The organism is Deltaproteobacteria bacterium (assembly GCA_009930495.1).
In the GTDB taxonomy this organism is placed as follows: Bacteria; Desulfobacterota; Desulfovibrionia; order Desulfovibrionales; family Desulfomicrobiaceae; genus Desulfomicrobium.
This window is the reverse complement of the sequence record RZYB01000357.1, coordinates 1-1,634: the sequence shown is the minus strand read 5'-3', so window position 1 is coordinate 1,634 and position 1,634 is coordinate 1. Positions and strand designations below refer to the sequence as shown.

The 1,634-nt window shown below is 61.7% G+C and carries 2 protein-coding genes; both read right to left on the bottom strand.

Going from position 1 to position 1,634, the window contains the following annotated elements:
* Positions 1 to 383: 383 nt before the first annotated feature.
* Entirely contained in the window at positions 384 to 716 is a 333-nt protein-coding gene (locus EOL86_14650; protein NCD26811.1) for a hypothetical protein, read from the bottom strand.
* 4 nt (positions 717 to 720) lie between these two features.
* Positions 721 to 1,634 (bottom strand): hydantoinase/oxoprolinase family protein (locus EOL86_14645; GenBank protein NCD26810.1); only part of this gene is annotated, 914 nt, incomplete at its 5' end.

The following is a 1,634-nucleotide window of genomic DNA, read 5'->3' as shown; positions in this document are numbered from 1 at the left end:
CTGCTATGCAGTTCGCAAGTCCCTATCCATGGCTACTTCCGGCCAGTTTCTTTCCATGTTGGGGTTTTGGGCCGGGAGCACTGTGTCAACAACAACGACAAAGGAGAATATCATGGGTGACAAAGGCGGCAAGAAAGACAAGGAAAAAATGCAGAAACAGAAAGCCAGCAAGCAGGCCATGAAGGAGAAGCAAAAACAGGACAAGCAGCCCAAGAAGGTTTAACGGGGCATCGATAGTATAAGAGCCAGGGGGAGCATGCTCCCCCTTTTTTTGAGAATTGGGATGGAGGCTGCGATAAATACATGAGCCTGTCGCGGCGTTTTCGGCGAAGCGCGTTATTTTTTGATATGCGCTGCACCAATGTGACACGCGGGATTTGGCGTTATCGCCGCAGTGGATGGCCGCTGGTCTGGGCGGCGAAGAAGAAGTCCGCGTCAAAGGGGCCCATGCTGCCGGTTTCCGCCATGAGGGTGAAGAATTCCACCCGGCCGTAGCGTTTGAGCAGGTCTTCGGTCACGCCCAGACGGGCGTAGTATTCGGCTTTGGGGAACGGACGGTTTGCTTCTGTCAGGTCGTAAACTCCGTCCTCGATTTCGGCCCAGGCATGGACGACATAACCCGGTCCGCCCGGTACCCAGGCGTGGACGATTTCGGCCAGCTCGCTTTCGCTGCAGACTTCCATGGCCGCCGCGAAACACTGTTCCTTGTATTCCATTATATTATCCTTGGTTTGTGGTTAGTTGGGGCCGGTCCATCAGGGCCGCGCCCACGGCATTGCCCACGGCGAAATGGTCCGGGAAGGCGACGGTCGTTCCCAGTGACTTGGCCACGGCCGGCAGCAAAAACGGCGCGGCCGCTCCGATGCCGATGACGGGGGCCTTGAGGCGGATGGCGATGTCCAGAAGCGGGTTGGGCTCTGGCCGGGTGACGAATTGGGCCAGGGCCGGGCCGACCTCGCGGTTGCTCAAGGCCGTGAGGATGGTCGTGGCGATGGTCTGACTGGCCTGTTCCAGCACCCGGGAACAAAAAGTATCCGGAGCAAGGCCAAGGCGCGCGGCCAGAACCCCGGCGCCGCGTCGGGCAGGCGCGGTCTCGCCCAAGTGAAGCGTCCCCAGCACATGCAGGGCGTCGGTGGGCGTGAATCCGCAGGCGATGATTTTGCGCCCGGCCTGCAGCCGGGCGATGGTCTTGTCCAGGCTGGATTCGGCCAGACCCAGTTCCTGGCGCAGTTGCGCCGGCGTGGCCGGACCATTGGCTGCCAGCCATGTTGAGATGGGGTCGTCACCGGGCCGGACTCCGGGTGCCAGGGCCACGCATTGGGCGGCCAGATCCGGTCCGATCCAGGACTCGGGGTCGCGTAAAATGTCCAGAACCGGGCTTTTGGCATGAAGATGGGCTTGGCACAGGGGCATGACCCGCGCTGGCCCCAGGGTGAAATGCCCGCTGGCGTCCAGCGTGGTCAGACTGTCGCCGCCCAGTCCCACGGTGTACATTTCCACGGCCTGAACGTGGGTCCGCCAAGAGCCGATGACCATGCCTTCCTCGCGAATGACCGGTGCGCCGTCGCGGATCAGGGTGATATCCGTGGTTGTGCCGCCGACATCGACGATGAGCGCGGTCTGGCCCTGGGCGG